Genomic DNA, 7133 nt, shown 5'->3' with positions numbered 1-7133 from the left:
GTCCAATTCAGACGTTGACGCCTTACCATGCGGTGTCATCACATGCTCACAAACTCCGCGTGGTGTGTATGTCCAAGCATTGCCTTGGAAATCAATGGTAGAGGTACCCTCACAGCTAGTACCCGCACCGGCTCGGCAATCATTTTGTCCAGCGAGAGCAATACCATAGCATTTATCACGGCGCCCACGAACACGCTCTCCCGACATCCATTGCTGAAAGTTTTGTTGCACGTTTTCTGGTGCGTTTTCTACGAGGCTTAATTGAGCGTTGGGGCCAGCCTGTGCTACACCGGTGATACTAGCGATCGCAACGCCAGCTAATAGTAATTTGGTTAAGTTTGGTTGTGTCATTTTTCATTCCTCTTATGTGAAATTCAAACTTAGTGTAGTTGAGTTTTAGTTGAGCCACTTACACCAAATCACCACATTTATCGACTAAAACACCGTTGATGATTTCAAAAGTGATCTAAAATTCTGGAGGTATGCTGTGAACGATATTTTCCCGGTGAGGTTTTAAAACGTTTTATAAATGCCATGGTAAAAGCAGCCGAGGATTTGTAACCAACTGAACGGGCGATTGACTCCACAGAGCGATTCGTCTCAATTAATAGTTTGCTTGCAGCAACAAGCCGCCAGTTTGTTATGTAAGCACCGGGTGAAATACCGTGAATCGCAAAGAATTTGGTTGCTAAACCTGTGCGCGATAGTCCGGCCTCGCGAGCAAGTTTGGAGAGTGTCCAAGGCTGCGAAATATTCTTATGAAATGCCTTTAGCGCTTGGTGAATTTTCGGTTCATGTAAACCAGCTAAAAGCCCGGGCTTCAGTTCTTGTTTATTTAAGCTGCGTAGGGCCTGAACAAACAAAAGTTCTAAGAGTCGATTTATTAATAGCTCATTGCCTAAGGCTTGTTCCTTTAACTCGTAACACAACATAGCGCTCGTTTGTTTCAGCCATAATGCGTTAGTTGGCTTACTAGCTTGTAAATGAAGGATTTCAGGCAAGCTACTGAGTAATAAATCGGCGTGATCTCGTTCGAAAGAAAAATAGCCACACAAAATACTTAGGTTGGGTGTGCCTTCGTTAAATAGTGGCTTCCCGCCTACGAGATGATCTAAGGCCTCTTGGCCAAAGTGTGCAGTTGATTCCGGGGTTGCTTTCAGTGAATGCGGAGTGGCGTGAGGAAGAATGATACAATCACCTTCATTGAGCTCAATCATACTTCCAGTTTCGTGAATCAAAAGCCAACAGCTCCCTTTTTCAATGATGTGTAATGCTGCACCTACGGGCTTATCAATACGCAATCCCCAGTCGCCCGAAAATGTACTTTTGAAATACACATGGCCTGTTAGTTGAATTAAGCGAAGAACTTCTGAAGTGATATCCATTGCAACCTCTAATGTACGATTTAAACTAAAATATATCATATTTAGTCTTTAATGTTCTGATTTAATCCAGAATACTAATCGAGTAGTTTCGTAAATACTAATTTGGAGTTTAGCAATGAAGATATTAAAACCAGTAATTACAGTGGTAGGCTTGAGCTTACTTACCTTAAGTTCGCAAGCAGCGGCAGATTTACCAAATCCGGGGGTTAAGTTTTCAAAAGGTGATACAGCGCTAGTGGTCACTGATCCGCAGCGAGATTTTCTCCATGAGGAAGGTGTTACATGGGGAGTGGTTGGTGCTAGTGTTGAAGCAAATAACACGGTGGAAAATATCGAGTTATTATTTAAAGCAGCTAAAGGTAATGATATCCCCGTTTTTATTTCGCCTCACTATTATTACCCTCATGATCATGAGTGGGAATTTGGTGGAGCTCTTGAAACAATGATGCATGCTATCGGTATGTTCGACCGAGAGCATCAGCATAATGCAGAGGGCTTAAAGGGCTCGGGTGCAGACTGGATGGAGCAATACAAGCCTTATATTGAAGATGGAAAAACGGTGGTTACGAATCCGCATAAAGTATATGGACCGGAAACTAATGATTTGATTTTGCAGCTTCGTAAACGAGGTATCAGTAAGGTAGTGCTCGCTGGAATGTCTGCTAATTTATGCACCGAAAGCCATATGCGCGCTCTGGTAGAGAACGGTTTTGAGGTGCATGTTGTATCAGATGCAACAGCGGCAGCTCAGTTGCCTGGCTTAGATGGATATCAAGCTGGCATGACAAATGCTCGGATGATAGCCAGTGGTTTAGAAAATACGGCAACTACTGTGAAGCTAATGAATAACTTATAACGGCTACCCACACCGGGGTGAGCCAGTTACGGTTTACCCCGGTTTTACCTACCTTTATCGCAGAGCAATATTCCTCTGAGCTCAATGCAAGAGCTAACACAGATGCGCAAATTGGCATCGTTTTCAGGGTATTGTTTAACATTATAATGTTCCTCATACGCTAAACTTGACCAATTTACTCGGGTATTATAAAGTTTACCGAATTTCTCGTGGCGCTTGCGCTGGATACACAGGTTCCGCCGACCTTTTTAGGCCAAACATTACTGTGCATCACCGAATAGAGGTAAATAATGAGAGCAATAATTGAAGAGCAGGTAACCTATGTGCGCCATTGGAGTGAAAGCTTGTTCAGCTTCCGAACCACTAGAAAACCTTCCTTCACTTTCGAGAACGGTCAGTTTGTAATGCTAGGTATTGAGGTGGATAACAAACCGTTGCTCCGCGCCTACAGTATTGCCAGTGCAAACTATGAAGATGAGCTAGAATTTTTTAGTATAAAAGTTCCTAATGGCGCACTCACCTCCCGTTTACAGCACCTGCAGGTTGGCGATACCTTAAGCCTTTCAACACGCCCAGCTGGCACGCTCGTTGCTGGTTACTTAAAACCAGGTAAGCATTTATATCTGCTCGCTACAGGAACGGGCTTAGCACCGTTTATGAGCATTATTAAAGACCCAAGTATTTATGAGCAATATGAAAAAATTATTTTAGTGCATAGCGTGCGGCACATAGCGGATTTAGCCTATCAACAAACAATTTATGATGAGCTGCCGAATAATGAGTATTTTGGTGAGCATATCCGCGAGAAGTTAATTTACTATCCGATTGTTACCCGAGAAGCGTTTCTTACAGAGGTACATCAGCAGCGCATTACCCATTTACTAGAGCATGAACTGTTAGCTCGAGAGATCAACCTGTTACCAATATGCCCAACTCGAGACCGCTTTATGTTGTGCGGTAATCAAGCAATGCTGGCCGATTGTATGGCTATTCTAAACCGGAAAGGTTTCGTGAAAGCTACGTCTCGCCAACAAGGCGATTATGTTATTGAGCAAGCATTCATGGAGAAATAATCCATGGCCGCAGTACAGAAAGAAATTACTAAGGAATGAACATGCTATTAAAAGAAGCCGAACTCGTAAGAGAAGCGTTAGCAAGTAAAGGTTTAGAAACACCTATGCGCGCCAATGAACTTACACGAGAGCAAAAATATGAGCGAATTTGTACACTGATGACCGATGTAGTGGATGTGCTCGGTTTAGATCGCAACGATGATAGCTTGTGTGAAACGCCGCATAGAATCGCGAAAATGTACGTAGATGAAATATTCAGCGGCTTGGATTACGCCAATTTCCCGAAGGTAACGCTAATAGAGAACAAGATGCAGGTTGATGAAATGATTAAAGTGAAAGACATCAGCTTTAATAGCACCTGCGAGCATCATTTCGTAACCATAGATGGCACTGCGCGCGTAGCGTATATTCCGGATAAACGTGTGATTGGATTATCAAAAATCAACCGTATCGTACGTTTCTTCGCGCAGCGCCCGCAAGTTCAAGAACGCATGACCCAGCAAATACTGGTGGCTTTGCAAACGCTGTTGGATACTGAGAATGTTGCAATCACCATCGGTGCGGTGCATTACTGCGTAAAAGCGCGCGGGGTTATGGATATGAATTCCAAAACCCAAACCACATCTCTGGGCGGTATCTTTAAAAGCGATGAGCGCACGCGCTTCGAGTTTTTAGCAAACTAATTAGTTTCTGCGGAACATGCCACGATTGTCCGTAGACTGGTAGAGTATACTTAAACCTGAGATTGAGAGAGCTGTGCGAGGTTAAAATATGGTAGCGTACTAAGCACAATAATCACTATCCAGCGGAGTTTTCTATGGCTTTTTTTTCATCCCTTCCAAAAACCGCCCACCTGGCGGATGTATTCGCACAATTTCCTCGTGGGCTTGAAGCGTTGATGGCTTTTCATGATGCCGTACTACGACAAGAAAGCGAATTAAGTATCGGTGAACGCGAAATGATTGCTGCTTATGTGTCTGCGCTCAATGATTGTCAGTTTTGTTTTAACAGTCACCGAGTGTATTCGGCTAAGTTTGGCGTTGATCCAGAACTGTTTGATGCCTTAATGACGGATATTGAGAGTGCGCCAGTGAGTGCTCGCCTCAAGCCACTGCTAAAGTATGCTCACAAGCTCACTAAAGAACCTGCGAAAATGATGCAAGCGGATGTTGATGCAGTTATTCACGCAGGCTGGTCTGAAACAGCAGTGCATGACGCAATGCTTGTGGTCTGTCTGTTTAACTTTATGAACCGGTTGATTTTCGGTCATGGGCTAGATAGCCATGACAGTATGTATAAAGAGCGGCTGAACGATGCGTTAGCAAAGTCCCACGAAGACCGCAAGGCAGCTAATCAGGAATCCGTGGGAGAGCAAACCTACCAAGGCTTCATGGCACAGCTAAGGAAAGATCGTTAAACGTGCAGCTTGCTAATTTACACCGAAAGCTGATCTGCTTTAGCCCACCATTTGCATCGATTGAAGAGTTGTAGCGTTAAAACCTAGGCATTACCAGTCACCGGTATTATGGTAATCAATCGAAGCTTGAAAGAGCATGCCGGACTATTTGATGAAGTTTTATTCATAAAATGGCACTTATGATGTCTACTTCATTTTTATGGTTTTATGTACTATACTTCATCTGTGCTTACTTATGAACCCGACTACATCGATGAGGTTTACTCATGATCATTCAGCGTCCAGCAGACTTAGCGGTACTTATTAAATCGCAGAGAAAAGCGCTAGGCTACACACAAAAAGAACTGGCTAAGTTAACTGGGCTTTCGCAAAGAAGTGTGTCGTCCATTGAACGCAGTGGAGAAATGCATACATCGACTTTGCTGCGAATTTTTGCAGCACTCAGAATTCAGCTAAATGCAGACACTGCTGAACAAAGCTCCTCAAATAGCAGCGAGGTGATTTGGTAATGGGCCGACGCAAACATGAGAACACACTCCATTGCCACATGAATGATCAGTTCGTTGGCACGTTGAAGTCGCGGCTGAATAATTTGAGATTTCGATATTCAGATAGCTGGCTACAATCCAATTTTGCGCGTGCAATCTCCGTATCCATGCCATTAACTGAGCAGGAATATTCCGGCGAAGCGCTAAACGCTTACTTCGATAACCTGTTACCCGATAGTCTAGATGTTCGTAAATATATTGTGGATAGGCTTGGGGCTAAAAGCACAAAACCTTTTGATTTGCTCGAAACGGTCGGCAAAGACTGCATTGGCGCATTAACCTTCTTAGCCATCCCGGAGCCTCAGCCGGTTCCTGACGTTAAAATAATTCCGTTGAATGAAGAACAAATCGGCCAACTCATAGCAGATTCACGAACCGGCAAAACCCTCGGTATGCAGCATGATGATGCATTTCGTTTTTCACTTGCCGGCGCTCAGGAGAAAACGGCGCTGACTTTTTGGCAAGGACAATGGGGTATCCCTGTTGGACGAACACCAACAACGCACATATTAAAACCGCGGATCATAACTCGCCCAGGTGAACCTGATTTATCGAGCAGCGTTGAAAACGAATGGTTTTGCATGCGTGTTGTTCAGGCACTTGGATTGCCGGTAGCCCATACAAAAATTGACAGCTTCAACGGTGAAGATGTGTTGATTATTGAGCGCTTTGACCGAAAAATCATTGAGAACAAGATTTATCGCCTACCGCAAGAAGATTTCTGCCAAGCGCTTGGTGTGACAGGTGGTTCAAAATATGAGGAGTATGGTGGCCCAAGCGCTAAAGAGATAATGAAAATTTTATCCACATCTACGGCTTCGGTTAGTGATCAAGATACATTTATGTCAGCGCAGCTACTGTATTGGCTTTTTGCCGCTATAGACGGGCATGCAAAGAACTTTAGTTTGGCGCTTACCCCTAGAGGGTATAGATTAACGCCATTGTACGACGTGTTATCTGCCTATGGCTTTGCGCAAGTAGGCAATTTACATCCGAAGAAAATCAAAATGGCCATGGCCGTGAATAGCAAGAATAGGCACTATCAATGGCATACGATTCTTCCTCGGCACTGGAGAACTCACGCAAAGAGTGTTGGCTATGATCCAGAACGCATGGATTCAACAATTGCGAACATCACATCCAAGCTAGAATCGTGTCTCGATATTGCATCAGAGGAAGCTGCCTCGATAAGTGTTCGCGCAGAGCTAAGCGCGGAAGCTATCCGCAAAGGTACATTGAAAGCGCTTGAGCGCTTTAAGGTATGAAAAAATTATCATTTGGGTACCAGAAGGTGTCTAGAATACACAGGCCTTACCAGTTTTTAGGTTTGCGCAGCAGACAAAAAACATATGTGGCACAAATCTGTCACAGAATTGTCACAGCCGGTTTCCTCCGCAAAATCAGCCACTACAGCTAGCGGTCACACAGAAAAACATCAACGGAAAGAACTTAAAGTAGGCATGAAAGGAGATATGTCGCTGCAGGTCAAGAAAATGGCGCGCCCGAGAGGATTCGAACCTCTGACCTCCGCCTCCGGAGGGCGGTGGAAGAATCGGGGCTTAATCGGCATATTCAGTAAAAACAGTATGTTAAGTGGGTTCTTGAAGGGGTTTTTACCGGTATTTCACCCCATTTTAGATCATTCAATGTAAAATTATGGCACATAAAGCGGTTTCAAAAAGTTGAGTTTTTGACCTTTAGTCACGACAAAAAGATTTTCGGTCAACAAAAAAGCTGACTTTTAATGTCGAAATATTTCGACATTAAATCACCCTTTTCGACATGTCCTAAGTTTGTGTCGAGGAAATTGATAACCCCCTAAGATCAGAGAATGTTTATATGTAACCGGGAAAT

The 7133-nt window shown here is 43.9% G+C and carries 8 protein-coding genes; 6 read left to right on the top strand and 2 right to left on the bottom strand.

Features of this window, described 5'->3' with window-relative positions; translation table 11 throughout:
- Both ACNA7P_RS10705 and ACNA7P_RS10700 read right to left on the bottom strand, forming a co-directional pair.
- Positions 1-351 (bottom strand): DUF2282 domain-containing protein (locus tag ACNA7P_RS10705; RefSeq protein ID WP_416258621.1); only part of this gene is annotated, 351 nt, incomplete at its 3' end.
- 104 nt (positions 352-455) lie between these two features.
- Complete coding sequence (locus tag ACNA7P_RS10700; protein ID WP_416258620.1) at positions 456-1385, bottom strand: cupin domain-containing protein; 930 nt, start codon at positions 1383-1385, stop codon at positions 456-458.
- A gap of 115 nt (positions 1386-1500) precedes the next feature.
- On the opposite strand from ACNA7P_RS10700, the gene ACNA7P_RS10695 reads away from it, so the two are divergent.
- From ACNA7P_RS10695 to ACNA7P_RS10670, 6 genes are all read left to right on the top strand, one after another.
- Positions 1501-2241 carry a cysteine hydrolase gene (locus ACNA7P_RS10695; RefSeq protein WP_416258619.1) on the top strand — a complete coding sequence of 247 codons (741 nt, stop codon included), beginning with the start codon at positions 1501-1503 and terminating at the stop codon, positions 2239-2241.
- Between the two features lie 290 nt (positions 2242-2531).
- Positions 2532-3314 (top strand): ferredoxin--NADP reductase, encoded by a 783-nt coding sequence (locus ACNA7P_RS10690; RefSeq protein WP_416258618.1) that lies wholly within the window; start codon positions 2532-2534, stop codon positions 3312-3314.
- Between the two features lie 41 nt (positions 3315-3355).
- Positions 3356-3997, top strand: a complete 642-nt coding sequence (gene folE / locus ACNA7P_RS10685) for a GTP cyclohydrolase I FolE (RefSeq protein ID WP_416258617.1) — start codon at positions 3356-3358, stop codon at positions 3995-3997.
- Positions 3998-4131: 134 nt separating this feature from the next.
- Entirely contained in the window at positions 4132-4731 is a 600-nt protein-coding gene (locus ACNA7P_RS10680; RefSeq protein ID WP_416258616.1) for a carboxymuconolactone decarboxylase family protein, read from the top strand.
- A 266-nt stretch (positions 4732-4997) separates the two neighbouring features.
- Entirely contained in the window at positions 4998-5240 is a 243-nt protein-coding gene (locus ACNA7P_RS10675; protein ID WP_416258615.1) for a helix-turn-helix domain-containing protein, read from the top strand.
- A complete protein-coding gene (locus ACNA7P_RS10670; protein WP_416258614.1) occupies positions 5240-6544 on the top strand; it encodes a type II toxin-antitoxin system HipA family toxin in 1305 nt (434 codons plus the stop codon). Before ACNA7P_RS10675 ends, ACNA7P_RS10670 begins: the two co-directional genes overlap by 1 nt.
- Positions 6545-7133 lie beyond the last annotated feature (589 nt).

This window comes from Aliidiomarina sp. (assembly GCF_047920995.1).
In the GTDB taxonomy this organism is placed as follows: Bacteria; Pseudomonadota; Gammaproteobacteria; order Enterobacterales; family Alteromonadaceae; genus Aliidiomarina.
This window is presented reverse-complemented; position numbering and strand designations above follow the sequence as displayed.

Coding starts and splice junctions, on each gene's coding strand:
- ACNA7P_RS10700 (WP_416258620.1), bottom strand. CDS start 1,385: ATGGATATCACTTCAGAAGTTCTTCGCTTAATTCAACTAACAGGCCAT.
- ACNA7P_RS10695 (WP_416258619.1), top strand. CDS start 1,501: ATGAAGATATTAAAACCAGTAATTACAGTGGTAGGCTTGAGCTTACTT.
- ACNA7P_RS10690 (WP_416258618.1), top strand. CDS start 2,532: ATGAGAGCAATAATTGAAGAGCAGGTAACCTATGTGCGCCATTGGAGT.
- folE (WP_416258617.1), top strand. CDS start 3,356: ATGCTATTAAAAGAAGCCGAACTCGTAAGAGAAGCGTTAGCAAGTAAA.
- ACNA7P_RS10680 (WP_416258616.1), top strand. CDS start 4,132: ATGGCTTTTTTTTCATCCCTTCCAAAAACCGCCCACCTGGCGGATGTA.
- ACNA7P_RS10675 (WP_416258615.1), top strand. CDS start 4,998: ATGATCATTCAGCGTCCAGCAGACTTAGCGGTACTTATTAAATCGCAG.
- ACNA7P_RS10670 (WP_416258614.1), top strand. CDS start 5,240: ATGGGCCGACGCAAACATGAGAACACACTCCATTGCCACATGAATGAT.